Annotated in this window: 15 protein-coding genes; 7 read left to right on the forward strand and 8 right to left on the reverse strand. The window is 61.5% G+C overall.

Annotated elements, in window-relative coordinates:
• Positions 1-6: 6 nt before the first annotated feature.
• Complete coding sequence (locus HMPREF0326_RS01570; RefSeq protein ID WP_008682262.1) at positions 7-252, forward strand: thioredoxin family protein; 246 nt, start codon at positions 7-9, stop codon at positions 250-252.
• 129 nt (positions 253-381) lie between these two features.
• Here HMPREF0326_RS01570 and htpG read toward each other — a convergent pair whose 3' ends face one another.
• The 6 genes from htpG to HMPREF0326_RS01600 form a co-directional block, all read right to left on the reverse strand.
• Positions 382-2,352 (reverse strand): molecular chaperone HtpG, encoded by a 1,971-nt coding sequence (htpG, locus tag HMPREF0326_RS01575; protein WP_008682265.1) that lies wholly within the window; start codon positions 2,350-2,352, stop codon positions 382-384.
• 83 nt (positions 2,353-2,435) lie between these two features.
• A complete protein-coding gene (locus HMPREF0326_RS01580; protein ID WP_008682266.1) occupies positions 2,436-3,236 on the reverse strand; it encodes an IclR family transcriptional regulator in 801 nt (266 codons plus the stop codon).
• A gap of 302 nt (positions 3,237-3,538) precedes the next feature.
• Complete coding sequence (locus tag HMPREF0326_RS01585; protein ID WP_008682268.1) at positions 3,539-3,775, reverse strand: hypothetical protein; 237 nt, start codon at positions 3,773-3,775, stop codon at positions 3,539-3,541.
• A gap of 9 nt (positions 3,776-3,784) precedes the next feature.
• Entirely contained in the window at positions 3,785-5,116 is a 1,332-nt protein-coding gene (locus tag HMPREF0326_RS01590) for an MFS transporter (protein ID WP_008682270.1), read from the reverse strand.
• A gap of 134 nt (positions 5,117-5,250) precedes the next feature.
• Positions 5,251-5,631, reverse strand: a complete 381-nt coding sequence (locus tag HMPREF0326_RS01595) for a Rid family detoxifying hydrolase (protein WP_008682272.1) — start codon at positions 5,629-5,631, stop codon at positions 5,251-5,253.
• A gap of 115 nt (positions 5,632-5,746) precedes the next feature.
• The gene (locus tag HMPREF0326_RS01600; RefSeq protein ID WP_008682275.1) at positions 5,747-7,123 is read right to left on the reverse strand and encodes a protoporphyrinogen/coproporphyrinogen oxidase; all 1,377 of its coding nucleotides are present in this window, start codon (positions 7,121-7,123) and stop codon (positions 5,747-5,749) included.
• A 332-nt stretch (positions 7,124-7,455) separates the two neighbouring features.
• On the opposite strand from HMPREF0326_RS01600, the gene HMPREF0326_RS01605 reads away from it, so the two are divergent.
• The 4 genes from HMPREF0326_RS01605 (at position 7,456) to HMPREF0326_RS01620 (ending at position 10,617) form a co-directional block, all read left to right on the forward strand.
• Complete coding sequence (locus HMPREF0326_RS01605; RefSeq protein WP_008682276.1) at positions 7,456-8,772, forward strand: cytochrome ubiquinol oxidase subunit I; 1,317 nt, start codon at positions 7,456-7,458, stop codon at positions 8,770-8,772.
• Between the two features lie 2 nt (positions 8,773-8,774).
• Positions 8,775-9,797, forward strand: a complete 1,023-nt coding sequence (cydB, locus tag HMPREF0326_RS01610) for a cytochrome d ubiquinol oxidase subunit II (protein ID WP_008682278.1) — start codon at positions 8,775-8,777, stop codon at positions 9,795-9,797.
• A 78-nt stretch (positions 9,798-9,875) separates the two neighbouring features.
• Entirely contained in the window at positions 9,876-10,136 is a 261-nt protein-coding gene (locus HMPREF0326_RS01615) for a hypothetical protein (RefSeq protein WP_009303015.1), read from the forward strand.
• 52 nt (positions 10,137-10,188) lie between these two features.
• The gene (locus HMPREF0326_RS01620; protein WP_190276393.1) at positions 10,189-10,617 is read left to right on the forward strand and encodes a YqaA family protein; all 429 of its coding nucleotides are present in this window, start codon (positions 10,189-10,191) and stop codon (positions 10,615-10,617) included.
• A gap of 78 nt (positions 10,618-10,695) precedes the next feature.
• Here the strand turns inward: HMPREF0326_RS01620 and HMPREF0326_RS01625 are convergent, their stop codons facing one another.
• Both HMPREF0326_RS01625 and HMPREF0326_RS01630 read right to left on the reverse strand, forming a co-directional pair.
• Complete coding sequence (locus HMPREF0326_RS01625) at positions 10,696-11,310, reverse strand: OmpH family outer membrane protein (RefSeq protein WP_008682284.1); 615 nt, start codon at positions 11,308-11,310, stop codon at positions 10,696-10,698.
• A gap of 264 nt (positions 11,311-11,574) precedes the next feature.
• The gene (locus HMPREF0326_RS01630) at positions 11,575-12,714 is read right to left on the reverse strand and encodes a transglycosylase SLT domain-containing protein (RefSeq protein ID WP_009303017.1); all 1,140 of its coding nucleotides are present in this window, start codon (positions 12,712-12,714) and stop codon (positions 11,575-11,577) included.
• A gap of 321 nt (positions 12,715-13,035) precedes the next feature.
• Between HMPREF0326_RS01630 and HMPREF0326_RS01635 the strand changes: the two genes are divergently transcribed.
• Positions 13,036-14,157 carry a hypothetical protein gene (locus HMPREF0326_RS01635; RefSeq protein ID WP_008682287.1) on the forward strand — a complete coding sequence of 374 codons (1,122 nt, stop codon included), beginning with the start codon at positions 13,036-13,038 and terminating at the stop codon, positions 14,155-14,157.
• A gap of 7 nt (positions 14,158-14,164) precedes the next feature.
• The gene (locus HMPREF0326_RS01640) at positions 14,165-15,931 is read left to right on the forward strand and encodes a SulP family inorganic anion transporter (protein WP_232224894.1); all 1,767 of its coding nucleotides are present in this window, start codon (positions 14,165-14,167) and stop codon (positions 15,929-15,931) included.
• The last annotated feature ends 1 nt before the right edge of the window (position 15,932 follow it).

Below are 15,932 nucleotides of genomic sequence, written 5' to 3' on the forward strand. Positions count from 1 at the left end.
AGCGCCATGATCATCAAGGTCGTCGGCACCGGCTGCGCCCGGTGCGCGGAAGCGGAAAACATCGTCACCACCGCCGTCCGGGAGACGGGCGGTACGGCCACAGTGGAAAAAGTCACGGACCTCAAGGAAATGATGCTGCTCGGCATCATGTCCACGCCCGCCGTGGTCATCGACGGCAGGGTCATGTGCGCCGGGCGCGTGCCTTCCGGGCGGGAAGCGCGGGAATGGGTCGCGGGGGGCGCCGCGCCGTGACGCAATAAAAAGCGGGCGGAGGATCCTGAGCGTCTAGAGCCCCTGATCCTTCGCCCGCTCCGGCGAAAACCGCGTTTTTTTGCCGGAATGAATCCTTTGAAACGTGTAGCGTTTCAAAGGTACTCCGTTCTAGATCTTTCTGACTTCCGTATACCAGGCCGCCGCTTCGGCCAGCAGCTCGTTGGTGCGCGCGGCCAGGGCTTGCGGGTCCTTGAGGTAGCCGTCCAGCAGCAGGCTGGTGTCAAAGAGGCCCTGGGTCATTTCCGACAGAGTCTTGTCCCGGCCGTCGGCCTTGAACATACGCAGCATGTTGCGCAGCAGGGGATGATCCCGGTTGACCTCCAGAATCTTGACCGGCAGGGAGTCGTCCTTCTGCATGACCTTGAGCAGTTTTTCCATGGACGAGCTCATGCCGCCGTCGGCCGAGACCAGCACGGCCGGGCTGTCGGCCAGACGGTGCGACACGCGCACGTCCTTGACCTTGTCGCCCAGAATTTCCTTCATCCGGGCCAGCAGTTTGTCAAAGGAGACGTTGTCCTCCTCGGAGAGGGGCGCGGCGGTCTCTTTTTCCGGGGCTTCCTTGTCCGCGAAGGAGGTCAGGGCGTCGTCCGCCGCGCTTTCAGCGGATTTGAAGTCCCATTCCTTATACTTGCCCAGGCCTTCCATGACGAACTCGTCCACGGGCTCGAAGAGATAGAGCACTTCAATGCCCTTCTTGCGGAAGAGCTCCATGTGCGGGTTGAGACGCGCGGCCTCCCGGTTGGGCGCGGCCACGTACCAGAAGGTCTTCTGGCCCTCGGGCGCGCGGGACATGTACTCGTCCAGGCTGGTCAGGGCCTCGGCGTCGGCCAGGGCCGAGGAATTGAAGCGCAGCAGGGCGCTGACCCGCTCCCGGTTGGGGAAGTCGTGGTAGCCCAGCTTGAAGATCTTGCCGTGCAGCCGCCAGAAACGATTGTATTTCTCCACGTCGTCCCTGGCTATTTTTTCCAGATGGCCCAAGGTCTGCTTGACGATGACCTGGTTGATCTTGCGCAGCAGCACGTTTTCCTGCAACGTTTCGCGCGAAATATTCAGGGGCAGATCCTCGGTATCCACCACGCCTTTGAGGAAAGCCAGGTATTCGGGGATCAGCTCCTTGTTGCGGTGCTGGATGAGCACGCGCCGGGCATAGAGGTCCAGGCCCCAGAAGTCGCGGTCCGCGCCGAAGAAATCCTGGCTGGAGTCCGGAATGTACAACAGGGCGTTGAACTGTACCGGCGCGTCCACGGAAATGTGCTGCACGTCCAGGGGGTCCTTGGCGTCATAGGTCAGGGCCTTGTAAAAATTGTCGTACTGCTCCTTGGTCACGCTGGATTTCGGCTCGCGCCAAAGCGCGGGCTGGGTGTTGATGCGCTCGCCGTCCACAAACACCGGGAAGGGCACAAAGGCCGAATGCTTGCGGATGGCGGACTCCACCCGGAATTTTTCCAGAAATTCCACGGCGTCGTCCTTGAGGTGGGCCTTGACCACGGTGCCGCGCTTGGGCTCTTCGGCGTCGGAGAGGGCGACGCTGTACGAGCCCAGGCCGTCGCTGATCCAGACATGGGCCTGGGCGTCCTTTTCAAAGGCCGGGCGCGAGGTCACTTCCACCTTGTCCGCCACCATGAAGACCGAGTAAAAGCCCACGCCGAAACGGCCGATGATGTTGGCCGCGTCGGCCGTCGCGTCTTCGGCTTCGCCGTCACCCTTGCCGTTGCTCTTTTCCTTGCGGGTCCCGGACTCGGCGGCCAGACCGGCCAGAAATTCCTCGGAGCCGGATTTGGCGATGGTGCCCAGGTTGTCGGCCAGTTCCTCGGCTGTCATGCCCAGGCCGGTGTCGGCAATGGTCAGGGTTTTGGCATCCTTGTCGATGCTGATCCGGATTTCCAGGGGCAGATCCGGTTCGCGCGGGCTTTCGCCCCGGTTGATGCGGAAGCGCAGCTTGTCCAGGGCGTCCGACGCGTTGGAGATAAGCTCGCGCAGAAAAATTTCCCGGTTGGTATACAGGGAGTTGGTAAGAATATGCAGAACTTTGCGCACTTCGGCGCGGAATTGACGGGTCTTTTTGCCGGCTTCGGCCATGACGAACCTCCTGAAAAAAGCATTATTCCGTTAGATAATACCTTCTTTCAGGTTTTCAAGTCCGGAAAAGCCGCAAAACGTGACTAATCCGCCATGCTCCGGAACAGAGGATGGTTCGAGCCCAGGCGCAGCGAAATATCCCGGCCGGTCTTGAGCAGGGCGCGTTCGATTTTTTCCGTGGTCTGCCGGGTCAGGCGGGTGGTGGGCGCGGTCACGCTGACAGCGGCCACGGCCTTTTCGCTTCTGTCAAAAATCGGTACGGCGATACAGCGCACGCCGGGGAAGAGTTCCTCATAGTCATAGCCGAGGCCGGTTTTGCGCACATCCTCCAGTTCCCGCAAAAAAGCCGCGTAGGCTTGGTCCGAAATGGGCGGCCAGGTATCGGTCCTGATTTTCCTCAGGGTTTCCTCAATATATGGTTCTTCGCTGAATGCGAGAAAAGCCTTGCCCGACGCGGAATAAAAAATGGGAAAGGAGGCTCCCACGATATTGTCCGGCCGCAAGGTCTGCGTCGTGACCTGCTTGTCCACAATGACCATGTCGATGCCGGACACCAGACAGACGTTGACGGTTTCGTCGAATGCGGCCAGCAGTTCCTTGCAGAAAGGCCGCGCCACGTCCAGCAGACTGGAATGGCCCAGAACCTGGCTGCCCAGAGAGAAGAGCTTGTGGGAGAGACCGTACCGCCCGCCGCGCTGTTCCTGCTGGACGAAACCCGCATCTTCAAAGGTGAGCAGAATACGGTGCACCGTGGTTTTGGGCAGCTTCAGCGCGCGGGAAAGCTCCGCCAGATCCCAGGATTGTTTTGTGGCCAGCATTTCAAGAACATCACAGGCCTTGGCGATGGATCCGATGGTATAATATTTTTTGGGACGTTCCCGCATAGTTTCCCCACTCCGGCGTCCGTAGCCGGACGCCCGTTGATGTCGGCCCCGCTCGGGGCCGGAACTTTTGGTCCCAGAAACCATATTTTGCGGAATTCTTCAAGCGGGCACGCCCGCCCCGGAGTCGTTGCCCCTGTTGGCGATCTTCTCGGCTCGCGCGCAAGGCCGCCGCTTCCGGTTCCCGAAAAATTTTTTCCGAACGGTTGCCGAAAAATTCGCCCCGGCGGCACGTTGCCGCCGGGGCGAAAGGATCAGCCCGGTCCAACGGGCGCTCCCGGCGCTGTTCCGGATTCAAACTTGGCCTACCCCCTGAAATAGCCGATGAGTGCCACGCAAAGGGCTACCAAGGCAGCCAGAGCGGAGGAAAGGAAAAACCTCCAGATGCGCAGCCGTCCCGCGCCTTTTTCCGCGCTTCCGCCCCGCTCCGCCTGAGCGATGCATTTTTTCCCGTAGAACAGGAAAGCCTTGCCGGACAGCCCCCAGAAGACGACAAAAATCAGGAACAGAACCAGGGCCTGCAAAATGACGACACGTTCCATATGTTTCCTCTATGCGCGTGCGGCCGCTTGCCCCACCCGCTTTTTGCCGGTTTCGGGCGCCCACAGTTGGCAGACCACGCCGCCCAGCAGCAGCGCGGCCACACAACCAGAAAGCGCCGCCACCGTGCCGAAGTTCTCCATGACGATGGGCAGCAAAAACGTGCCGCCCGCGCCGCCGATGCGGCTGCAGGCCACGCAGAAGCCCACGCCCGATCCCCGCAGTTCCGTGGAGAACAGTTCCGGCGGATACACGAATTCCAACACCGAGGCGGCCGAGATTATAAAACTGAAGGTGGAAATGCAGATCAGCGTCCAGAGGGTAGGAATCCCCTGCCAGACCGTCATGGTCAGCAGGGCTGCGGCGCAGAGGTAAAAACTCCCGGTCAGGAAAAGGCGGCGCGATATCCTGTCGATGAGCCAGGTCCCCAGCAGCACGCCCAGAAAAAGGAAGAGATTGAAGATGATGCCCGAGGTGTAGGGATCTTCCATGCCCAGCTGTTTGAAGACCTGGGGCAGGAATATGCTCAAGGAAAAGTAGGGAATGACCTGGCAGGCGAAAAACACGCCGCCCACAATGGTGTTCTTGCGCCAGCGGGTGCTGAAAAGCTCGCTCCACCCGGCGGACGGGGCGGCCAGGGCCTGCGGGGGCAGGCAGTATCCCGGGCCGATGAAGCGATCGACAAGGGCCTGCGCTTCATCCGCGCGACCCTTGCCTATGAGCCATGACGGCGATTCCGGCGTGCCCGCTCTGACAATCATGGCCGCCGCCGATGGTACGGCGCAGGTGAGCAGAATCCAGCGCCAGGCGTCCCCGCCGATGAATTGCAGGCAGTATCCCACAACATAGGCGGAAACATAGCCGCCCACCCACATGATCATCAGAAAGCTGAGGGCGCGCGGACGCAGGCGCGCCGGAGTCCATTCGCTGACGATGGTCAGGCCCACGGCATAATCCGCGCCGAGCGCCAGACCGAGAATCAGGCGCAGCACAAAGAGTTCCGTGGCGTCGGTCACGAAGAACTGCAGCACCGAGGCGAGCGTGAATACCGCCATGGTCGTGCAGAAGATGCGTTTGCGCCCGATATGGTCGGCAACTGGCCCCATGAACAGGCTGCCCAGCATGAGCCCGACCAGGGAAGCCGCGCCGATCAATCCCAGCCACCAAGCGTCCAGACTCAGGGCTCCGGTGGCAAGACTCATGGAAATGCCGATGGAGCCGAGAATATAACCGTCGCTGAACTGTCCCAACATGCCGCCGCCGATGACTTTTCTGTGCAACCGGCAGAACGCGGCCTCCTCATAGCAATGTTTCTGTTTTCGTTCCGGAAAATTCTGCGGCATCACATACCCCGTTTTTACAAGTTAAGGATTTGCGGTCGCTTCTGTGTTCACAGCCTCGGCATGATGTTGAAGATTTCTAAACCGCCCGCCCCCACGCGGCTGAAACCGCGCGGGGGGCGGGGAGATCCGGGTCTTCAGGGCAGCAGGACCACGGCATCCATTTCCACATCCAGGCCGTCATAAATCCCGGCGCTGGCCACGGTCATGCGCGCCGGATAGGGTTTGCCGAAATAGCCGCGGTACACCGCGTCGAATTCCTCGAAATGGCGCATATCGGAGAGGAAGGCGCGGCAGTGGACCACGTCGTCCATACCGGCCCCGGCCTCTTCCACAATGGCCTTGATGTTCTCCATGATCCGCGCCGTCTGCGCGGCCACGCTTGCGCGCTCCATCATGCCGGTATGGGGGTTCACGCAGATCTGCCCGGAAAGAAAGAGCAGATTTCCGGCGCGCACCGCCTGCGAATAGTTTCCGACGGCTTCCGGCGCCCCCTTGGATGCAATGATCTGTCTCATCATCTTGTTCCTTGCTATCTCTATCTGTGGATCGGGTTCCTTTCTCCATGCCACGGACAGGCGGTGGCGGAGCCCCGCAGACGGAGCCCCGCCGGACCGCGCATCACGATATGCCTTAGTAGGAGAAACCGTTGTCGGGCAGCAGCTTGTCGGTATAGAGCTTGCTGTTGATGTCCTCACCGGCCAGCAGACCAGTCTGGATGGCGGTTTCCGTATACCAGGAGCCCAGATAGTCGCCCGCGAGATAGATGCGGTTGGGAGCCCGCATGAGCATGGGCTGCACCTTGTTGCGGCCGGGGAAGCAGTAGGCCAGACCATCATGGAATTTCTGCACCGACTGCTCCACCACGATATTGCCGAAGCCGGGGAAGACTTCCTCCAGGTCCTTACGGTAGATTTCCAGAATCTTCTCGTCCGGCAGGTTGATGAGGTTGCGGGCCAGCGTGGCGGGAGAGAAGACCATGAAGGAGGAGCCGGGCGCACGTTCGCCGCCCTCCATGGAGCGTACCAGGTTGGACATGTTGAAGGCGATGTTGAAGGAACGCTGCGGCGTGCAGTAGGCATAGACGTCATCCCAGGCATGACGCCCCGTCTCGTTGGTCAGGAAGGCCGCGGAAACATAATGACCGTATTTGATTTTTCCGAGGGCGTCGTAGACCACAGGGTCGAGGCCTTTGGTTACCCGATGGGTGATGGTGGCGGGCGTGGTCATGACGCAGTAGCGCGCCTTTTCGGTATGTTCCTTGCCGTCCTGCCGCCAGGTCACTTCCACGTGGTCATTGTGCTGGACGACCTGCAGCACTTCCGCGCCCATCTTAAGTTTGTCGCCGAGCTTGTCGCCGATGGCCTGCGGCAGAGTGGCGGCGCCGCCCACGATATTGCGGGCCAGACCCGCGCCCTTGTCCCAGACGAGCAGGAAATAACCTACGCCCGCTCCGGCGGAGATTTCCTCCGGATCGCCCGAGGAACGCGAGACTGTGGGCCGGAAAAACGCATCCGCATCCGGCGACAGGGGGCCCGTGAATTCCGCAAAGGTTTTGTCAGCCATGAAATCATAGATGCGCTGCTGGCGCACGCGGTAATCCTCGCCCTTGCGCGGCTTGTTGACCCTGCCGTAAGCCTTGACCGCCTTCATGACCTTGAGACCGGCCTTGACGATCTCCCAGCGCGTTCCCCAGGAAAGCGGCAGCTTGAAGGGATAGAGATTCACATTGCCGCCGTTGAGCGTCTTCCCCTTAAAGGACAGGGCCGAGAAGGAGCCGGGCAGGTCCAAGGCGTCCACGCCGACTTCCTTGAGCAATTTGTCCGCATAGGAGCCCTCGCCGCCGAAGACGTGCCCGCCCCAGTTCAGCCAGTATTTGCCCCGCCGCTCGGAACGCAACCGCCCGCCGATGCGGTTGCCGGCTTCCAGAGCGATGATATCGCTGTGCCGCAACCTCCAGGCGGCAGACATACCCGCAATGCCCCCACCAACAATAATCGCGTCTCTCATGGGATCCCCCTTGTGTTGTTTGCGGTCCGGAAGGCCGGACCGGTGCGTTGCCCTTATCATAACATATTTCGGTATTATGTACTGTTTTTTTAGAATAAATACGAAAGTTTATCCAAAACTGTTGTATTTGGAGGCAAATTCTCAATTATATACCGAATTATGTTACACTGTAAATCTATACGAAACGTACGCCAGGACTTTTTTCCTGTCAAGCGGGAGGACGAACTTTCGCGAGTGCAAAGGAGATGATGCCGGTAAACCGATATTGGTAACTCCTTGCCTTTTAACCGGGATCGGGCTATCAGCCTAAAAGAAGTCTTTAAGGAGGGCTTATGGACGTCGTGATGCTTTCACGGCTGCAATTCGCTGTGGCCGTTTTTTTCCATTTTATTTTCGTTCCCCTCACCTTGGGGCTTTCCGTGATTCTCGCCTGGATGGAAACACGCTATGTGCGCACCGGCGATGAAATCTGGAAACGTCATGCCAAATTCTGGGGCAAACTCTTTCTCATCAACTTCACTCTGGGCGTGGTGACCGGCATCACTCTGGAGTTCCAGTTCGGCACCAACTGGGCGCGCTACTCCGAGTACGTGGGCGACATTTTCGGCTCGCTGCTGGCCATTGAAGCCACGGTGGCCTTCTTCCTGGAATCCACCTTTCTGGCCGTCTGGCATTTCGGCTGGAACAAACTGGGCAAAAAGGCCCACTGCGCCTGTATCTGGCTGGTAGCCATCGCGGGCAACCTTTCCGCGCTCTGGATCATCCTGGCCAACGGCTTCATGCAGCATCCCGTGGGCTATGTGATCAACGAGGCCGCCGGGCGGGCCGAGCTTTCCAACTTCTGGGACGTGGTCTTCAACGGCTACGCCTGGGGCATGTTCGCCCACACCGTTCTGGCGTCCTGGGCGCTGGGCGGCTTCTTTGTGCTGGGCGTCTCGGCCTGGCATCTGCTGCGTAAGAGCGATACGGATTTCTTCCGCGGCTCCTTCAAAATGATCGCGCCCTATACGTTGATTCTGACGATCATCCTCTGCCTTTCCGGCGACCAGCAGGGTAAGGCCGTGGCCGAATACCAGCCCGCAAAGCTGGCGGCCATGGAATCCCACTGGGAAACCGCCCGGGACGTGCCGTTTTATCTGCTGGTCTGGCCTGACCCGGACAACGAACGTAACAGCGTGCAGGCTCTGGGCATCCCCGGCCTGCTCAGCTGGATCGCCTACGAGCATACGGACGCGGAAGTCAAAGGCCTCAAGGACTTTCCCAAGGAGGACCGGCCGCCGGTTACGCCGGTATTCTGGTCCTTCCGCCTGATGGTGGCTCTGGGCATGCTTTTCCTGCTGCTTTCCCTGGCCGCCACCTTGCAGCGCAAGCGGGAGATGCCCTGCCGGGGACTGCTCAAGGCTCTGGTCTGGAATATCCCTCTGCCCTACATCAGCATCATGCTGGGCTGGGCCGTGGCGGAAATCGGCCGCCAGCCCTGGATCGTGCATGGCTTGATGCGCACCACCGACGCCGTTTCCCCGGTACCGGCGGAAAATGTGGCCATTTCGCTGGGGGCCTTCATCGTGGTCTACTCGCTGCTGGGCGTCCTGGATATTTATCTGCTGCGTAAATACGCGATCAAGGGCCCCGACGCCCAGGAGGCATAATCATGTTGGAAACCATCTGGTTCGTGCTCTGGACTCTCCTCTGGGCAGTGTACTTCGTATTGGACGGTTTTGACCTGGGGCTGGGCACCTTGCTGCCCTTCCTCGGCAAAACCGAAGAGGAACGCCGGATCATGTACAACGCGGCCGGTCCCTTCTGGGACGGCAACGAAGTCTGGCTGATCTCGGCCGGCGGCGTGACCTTCGCCGCTTTTCCCAAGGCCTACGCGGTGATGTTCAGCGCGCTGTACGCGCCCCTGCTGATCCTGCTCTTCGCCCTGATCTTCCGCGCCGTGTCCTTTGAATTCCGCAACAAGGTGGAAAGCGCCGCCTGGCGTTCCCTCTGGGACGGCGTGCACTTTCTGGCGAACCTGATACCCAGCCTGCTGCTGGGCGTGGCCTTCGCCAACCTGTTCATGGGCATTCCGGTGGACGCCCAGGGCGTCTACCACGGCAGCCTGCTGGGCCTGCTGAATATCTACGGCCTGGCCGGCGGCGTGTTCTTCGTTTGCATGTTTGTGCTGCACGGGGCCATCTGGTTGGCCGTCAAGAGCGAGGGCGACCTGCAGACCCGCGCTCTGGCCGCGGCCACCTTCGTCTGGCCCATCATGCTGGCTCTGCTGGTGGTCTTCCTGATTCTGACCGCCTTTTACACCAAACTGTACGACAACTACCTGGCCATGCCCGCGCTCTTCATCCTGCCCCTGCTGGCACTGGCGGGCCTGCTGGGCGCGCGCTGCATGCTCAAGCACGGCAAGCTCTGGCTGGCCTGGGGCTGCAGCGCCCTGTTCATCCTCGGCGTTACCTTCTTCGGCGTCATGGGCATGTTCCCGGGCATGATCATCTCCTCGCTGGACCCCGCCGCCACGGTGACGGCCTTCAACGGCTCTTCCAGCCCGCTGACCCTGAAAATCATGCTGGGCGTTGCCCTGGTTATGGTGCCCATTGTGCTTGTGTACCAGTTCTGGGCTTACCGGCTCTTCTCGCAGCCGGTGACGGCCAAGGATCTGGACGACCACGCTTACTAGACCGCGCCGGTCCGCGTATTGTCCTTCAGCAAGCCGCGCCGGAGCAACCGGCGCGGCTTTTTACATATGGAGTCGCTCATGAAAAAACGCATTCTTTCCGCCCTGCTTCTGGCCCTTTGTCTGGCCGGACTGACGGCCTGTGCCCCGCGCCACAGCGCGCCGCTGACCTTTGAGGAACAACAGGCGCTGGCGGCCAAGCAGCAATGCAGCGAGGAAGCCTCGGCCATGAACAGCGAAGGCCCGCACAATTCCAGCAATCCGTTCTGGAGCTCGTATTTCGAGATGTGCATGCACCGCCTGGGCGTGACCGACGCCGAACTGAAAAAAATGTGGTATTGAGGGAAATAGTGCGGCGGCCACATGACGGCAAGGATGCGCGCCCGTGAGCCTCATGGCTCTCTGGGGCCTGTTTCTGGCCGCCTTTGTGGCCGCCACCCTGCTGCCCGCCCAGTCAGAACTGGCCCTGGCGGGCCTGCTGGCCGCCGGGCACAAACCCGTCTGGCTGCTCGTGGCAGCGGCCACGGCGGGCAACATCCTGGGCTCGGCCGTCAACTGGCTGCTGGGCCGCTGTTGCGTCCGCTTTCAGGACAAGCGTTGGTTTCCGGTCAAAAAAGAAAAGCTGAACAAGGCCCGGACCTGGTACCGCACATACGGCCGCTGGTCCCTGTTGCTGAGTTGGGCACCGGTCATCGGCGATCCGCTGACCCTGGTTGCCGGACTGCTGCGGGAGCCCTTTGCGTCCTTCATCCTGATCGTGGGCCTGGCCAAACTGGCCCGCTATCTCGTGGTGGCGGCCCTGGTTCTGCCCTGGACCGCGTAAGACCATTCGTATGAAAACAGCAAAAGCCCCTTTCCCGGCATGGGAAAGGGGCTTTTATATCAGATGCGCGTCAAAAAACTATTTCTTGCCGTTCTTGGGCGCTGCGGCCTTGTCCTTGGACTGGTCTTTGGACTGATCTTGCGCCTGTTCCGCAGCCTGGTCCTTGTCCTGCTGCGCGGGAGCCTGGGCGGCCTCGGGCGCGGCGGGCTCGGGCAGCGGCTTGAAGTCGATCTTCTGCTTGTTCACTTCCGCGATGACGGCCGTGGTCACATCCGCCTTGGGATTGAAGGCGGCGGCCACTTCGGCGCTGATGATCACGTCGTAGCCCTGCTGCTCGCGGTAGGTGTTCAACACGCGCTGAATGGTGTCATACAGCAGGTTGACCACATTCTGCTGTTCAGCCTGCATGCGCTGCTGCGCCGTCATGTACACGCCCTGCAGCTCTTTCTGGGCGGCCTCGTCCTTGGGATCTTTTTCCAGGCGGGCCTGAATGGCATTAAGTTTGTCCTGCATCCCGGCCTGAAGGCCTTCCAGGAATTTCACGCCGGCCTTGCCCGGCTCGCTGTCGCGCATGATGCGCGCCATATCCACGACCGCCAGTTTGGGTTGGGCGTCTTTGGTTTCCGTCTGCTGGCAGGCCAGCAGCATGAAACTCAACACAAAAACCAGCGGCATAAAAAGACGGATTCGCATGGTAATGGGCACTCCTCTCAAAGCGTTGTTGCCTCTGGATACGTGTTTTTCACGCCCAGCTCAACAGTTTTTTACCCGCGCGGACAGGGCAAGCGAATGAATGCTTCCTCTCCGGATATGCATTTGACTCCATGCGTGCGTCTTCCTTCCTTAGGCACGCGAACGCAGCCGACACAGTCGGCAAGTGAGCGGGGGCCGGCTTTGCGGGAATTTTGCAAAATCGGCGATTTTTCCGCGCGGGCTTTCCGTCCGCCGGAGCGGCCCTCAGCGCAGCTCCGCGTACTGCCCCTTCATCCGCCGCACCTTGGCCACATAGAAGCGCGTTTCACGCACCGGCAGGCGGGCGGTCAGATCCTCATACAACTGCTCGGCGCTAAGCTCATTGATCCGCGCCACGGCCTCCTCGCCGGTCTTGCCGTAAAGGCGCAGAAAACGGTTGGGCCCCATGTTGTAGGCGGCCACGGCGCAGTACTCGCGCGACAGGGGATCGCTCACATCCTGGAAATAACGGGTCAGCAGGATATGCAGATACGCCGTGCCGTAGCGGATATTGATTTCGGGCACGCGCAGCTCGTCAAAGCTCACGTCGCCGGGACGGCCATAGAGAAAACGGTGCACTTCGTCGCTGGCCGTGCTGGGCAGAAGCTGCATGAGGCCCATGGCCGACTTGTCGCTGACCAGGGTGGGCGAAAAATCGCTTTCACTGTGGATGATGGCGTAGACCAGCTCGGCGCTGAGGTTATAGCGGCGAGCGAAATTCTCCACCAGTTGCTGGTAGCGCCTGGCCCGGGCGAACAGGCCGCCGCCGTCGAAATACGCGTCTTCCGGCAGCATCTCCTCCGCCGCCTTCCGGCCGCTGTCGGCCGGGCGCGGATTGACGGGCGTGTAGCCGGAAAGCAGGGTTTCCGCCGCCTGCCAGCGCAGGGGACGGCCGCGCGCGTCCAGGGCGTCGCCGTACTGGCGGGGCTGGGCCGTCACCAGCAGCGGCATGGATACGCCGTCCAGAGCCAGCAAGGGAGCGAGGTCCGTAGGCGTGGCCTCCTCGCCGAAGAGCAGGTCGTCGCCGCCCATGTCCAGACGGACGCCGCTTTTCTCAAAGCTGATGATCTGGTCCGTGTCGGCCTGCCCGGCGCGTCCGGAGAGATCCGGATCGTCCGTTTCGATTCGGCGCACCGCGTCCGGAGACACGGCGGGCAGGCGCACGGCCCAGAGACGCGTGCCGTCGCCGCGCGACACAATGGGCTCGGGCAGATCCTCAGGCCGCAGGCTGACCACATGGGCGCTGGCCCGACGGCGCACCTCCGGTCCCTCGCTCTGGGGCACAAAGCCCGCCAGCAGGCCCAACAGAAGCAGGGCGCTTCCGAGGCTCAGCGAAAGAATTACGAGGGTTTTGCGGCGCAACATAACGAATATCCTGGCTGGGGCATTGAAAAATTTCTTACCTGAACGGCTCTTGATATGAGTGTCCGGGAACCGCTGCGGCGGAGCTGCGTCTCCTTTTTGCAATTCTTTTGCCATGCTTAAAAAAGATTGTTTTTCCAGCATGTTGCCCATGAAGAAAAATAATTCACAACCTTTCGGTCAAAAAAATGAATCCCGTTGACCTGACCCGTTTTCAGGACTAGACTGTTGACCTTTGGAACGGGCGTCCGCTGTTCCGCCCCCGCGCCGGGCGCGGGGGCGCGGCGCGGCAAACCATGCCGGTGGCAAAAGGCCGGGCTGATCGTGTCGCAACATTCACCGCAAGCCATTCGTGAGGAGATCGGGCGTCTTTTAAAATACGCCCCCCCTGAAATGCGCGTCGCCGTCCTGGGAGTCATGCCCGCGGCCAAGCGTACCCTCGACTCCGGCTATCGCCCGGAAGTGCGCGGCGTGCCGCTCAAGAGCTGGCGCTGCCTGCTGCATCTGCTCTCCTCCGTGGCTTCCATGCAGAGCGACACCGAAACCCTGTTGCGGGTTTCCAACGATCTGCTGGGCATTGCCGACCACATGGCCCCGCCCGACGAAGTGTTGCGCCAGAGCGCGGAAATTCTGGTTCACGCCCTGCATGCCGAAATGTACGTCTGCCGCCTCAGGAATTCCAGGGGCGAATGGGTGACCCGCGCGGCGAACCACGTCAACGGCAAGAGCATCCCCATCGTGGCCCCGTACCTGGATGAGAACCTGCGCAGGCACCCGGTCATGAGCGCCATCATGGAAGGGCATGTCCGCTACGTGGTTTCCAACAACCTTCAGGGACTGGAGCGCGGCGGCGGCTCTTTCGACTGTGTGGTCTACAAGGAAGGCTACCGCTCGCGCCTGGCCTTTGTGCTGCGCGAACGCAACAACCGCCCGGCCTTCGGCCTAGTGCAGCTCTACACCAAGCGTGAATACGGCTTCGAGGCCTATGACGAGCGCTTTCTCGCCAAGTGCGCGCGCATCGTCTCCCTGACCGTGGGGCGTCGCGTGGCCGTGGCCCGCGACACCTTGGAAAAGGCCGCCGGGGCCATGGCCCATTACGGCAACAACGCCCTCAACGTCATGCGCAACCAAGCCGAATACTGCGGCGAGCTGGTGGAGGACATCGACGCCAACCTGACCCGCGCCCTGCGCATCTCGCGCGAGCTGATGGCCGAATTTCCCTCGGATTCGCGCGGCCGTCGCCTGGCCCTGGAGCTGGAAAGCATCCTGGCCCGCGCGGACCTCACGGAACTGGCCGGGCATCTGGGCGGCGTGCTGGAAGGCACACGACGCATGACCAGAATCATCAATTCCCTGAAAAAGTCCGTGGAACGGCCCCGCCTGATGCACTACGCCCTGGGCCATGACGTGCTCAAACTGGAAGACGACGTCCGCCACGAGGATTAAGATGCACATGCGCGCCCGTAGTTTTTTCCCCTTTCTGCCCACGCTGCAAAGCTACACGCGGGGGGATCTGCGGGCCGACATCATGGCGGCCGCCACCGTGACGCCCATGGCCATCCCCCAGGCCATGGCCTATGCCCTGATGGCCGGGGTGCACCCGCAGTACGGCATTTACGCCTGCATGCTGCCGGTAATTATGGCCGCGCTCTGGGGTTGCTCACGCTTCATGGCGGCCGGACCCACCAACGCCATTTCCGTGGTCCTGTTCTCGGCCATGGCCACGGTCAGCGTGGGCGGCGCCACCCTGGCCAGCCTTCCCGAAGCGGCGCGCATGCCCTATATTTTCGCCCTGGCCCTGCTCTGCGGCCTGATCCAATTGGGCATGGGCCTCGCCCGCATCGGCGATCTGGCCAACTACATTTCTCATTCGGTCATGGTGGCCTTCGGCTCGGGCCTGGCCTTCCTGATCGCCGGAAGCCAGCTCAAAACCGCCCTGGGCCTGCCCGGCGCACAGCCCTCCGGCTTTTTTCCCCAACTCTGGCTGGTCATTGAGCATATCAGGGAAGTAAATCCATGGAGCCTGGGACTGACCGCGCTGACCATTGCCCTGATCCTGATTCTCAACCGCGCGATCTCGCGGCATTTTCCCTCCATCCTGGCCTCCCTGGCTCTGGCGACCCTCGCGGGCATGGTCCTGGACGTGCGGAGCAGGGACGTGGCCCTGGCGGGCGCCATTCCCAGCATCATTCCGCCCCTTTCTCTGCCGGCCGCCTTCAGCCTCAGCCTGTTCAGGGACCTGTTCATGCCCGCCCTGGCCATCGCCCTACTGGGGGCCGTGCAATCCCTGGCCATCGGCAAGCAGATGGCGGGCATCAGGGGGGACAAATTCGACGGCAGCCAGGAGCTTATCGGCCAAGGCCTCGCCAACATCGCGGCCGGGCTGACCTCGGGCATACCGGGCTGCGGCTCCTTTACCCGCAGCGCGCCCATGGTTGCGCTGGGCGCGCGCACCCGCATGGCTTCCGTGTTTTCCGGCCTGCTGGCCCTGCCCATGCTTTTTGTGCTGGCCCCCATGATCAGCCGCCTGCCCATGCCCGCCCTGGGCGGGGTCCTACTGCTCATCTCGGTGCAGACGCTTGACCCGCGCGCCATCCGTCTCTGTCTGGTGGCCACGCGCGTGGACCGCGCCGTGCTGCTGCTGACCTTTGCCGCCACTCTGCTCCTGGATCTGGAACAGGCCATTTTCGTGGGTGTGCTGGTCTCGCTGCTGCTCTACATTTACAAAACCTCGCACCCGCGCGTGATCAGGCTCAGGCCCGACGCCCCCCTGTTGCGCAACGCGCCGCCGGACATGCCGCCGGGCGTTGCCGTCTATGTCATTGAAGGCACGCTTTTCTTCGGGGCCATTCACGAACTGGAACGCCAGCTTGAGGAGGAAGACCGCGAGCCCGCCCGCCTGGTGGTCCTGAGCCTGACCCGCGTGTTCTGGCTGGACGCCTCGGGCGCGCACGCCCTGGAACAATTCGTGGAACGCTGCTACGCCCGCTCCCTGCCCGTGATTCTGGTGGTGGGCAGCCGCAACGTCCGCGATATTCTCCGGCGTACCGGCATCCTGGAGCATCTGAGCGCCGGTTTCGTGGCCGATACCATGGATCAGGGCCTGCAACTGGCCTCTAATCTGCTGCAACGGATCACCTGCCGAGGCGATGACTGCGAGCTGCCGTCCGCCGCTCAGCCCCAGGAAACGGCCTCCGGGCCTTCCCCTACCCCGAGGTGAA

Origin of the sequence: Desulfovibrio sp. 3_1_syn3, from assembly GCF_000145315.2 — a bacterium.
GTDB classification, from domain to species: Bacteria; Desulfobacterota; Desulfovibrionia; order Desulfovibrionales; family Desulfovibrionaceae; genus Desulfovibrio; species Desulfovibrio fairfieldensis.